Genomic DNA, 806 nt, shown 5'->3' with positions numbered 1-806 from the left:
AAGATGCCGCCATTCACCAATGTGCTACCGGTGTAATCGTTCGTGGCATTGTTCAGCGTCATTTCGCTGTTATCAGCGCCAATAGCTAAATTACCCGTACCAGTCACTTTCGCCAGCAAGGTGTGATCAGCATTCACCGCGCCCTGTGACGTCAGCGTCAAACTTTGGCCGGAAAGTAACGTCAACTGAGTCAGACTTGACGTCACACTTAAGCCACCGCCATTGCCCGATAATCCGTAGTTATAAAGTGCCTCAGCAACTATATTGCTCCCCTGAATAATATCTTCAGTTGTGCCATTACCCAGGCTATTACCCAAACTGTCTTGTAATGTCAGGAGCGCCAACTCAGGTGTAGATAGCGTATTATTACTGCTGATTAATTGGGCTGAACTGCCAGTGTCCTGATCAAGTAAATTCCCACCAGTGGTGAGAGCCGGATCAACTTGAATGGTACTGCTATTCGTCACCGCCAACGTGTCAGTGACGATTAAGCTGCCAGAGCCAAATACTGTCGTCGCACCATTTAGGGTAAAGTTACCCAGTATCTGATTGCCACTGCCTACGGTCATCAACGTACCGCCAGAGGCCACAAACAACGCATTGCCCAATGTGCTGGTATTATCGCCACTCAGGGCAAAAACAGTGTTTTCCATATCAATCGTACCGGCGAATGCCGTGCCAGTATTAACACCAAAATTGAAAATGTTATTGGCAGTATCAATGTTCAGTGTGCCAGTGCCGGTCAGTGCATGGTCAAACAGCGCGATATCAGCCAGATTCAAGGTGGCATCCGTGATATCCACCGT

At 48.3% G+C, this 806-nt stretch carries 1 protein-coding gene; it reads right to left on the bottom strand.

Annotation, left to right across the window (positions count from 1 at the left end; all coding sequences use genetic code 11):
- Nucleotides 1-806 (bottom strand): hypothetical protein (locus tag V2A85_RS24080; protein ID WP_420072606.1); only part of this gene is annotated, 806 nt, incomplete at both ends.

It is taken from the genome of Yersinia sp. 1252 StPb PI (genome assembly GCF_048593885.1).
Taxonomy (GTDB): Bacteria; Pseudomonadota; Gammaproteobacteria; order Enterobacterales; family Enterobacteriaceae; genus Yersinia; species Yersinia enterocolitica_E.
The sequence above is the reverse complement of the archived record's forward strand: the minus strand, read 5'-3'. Positions and strand labels throughout refer to the sequence as shown.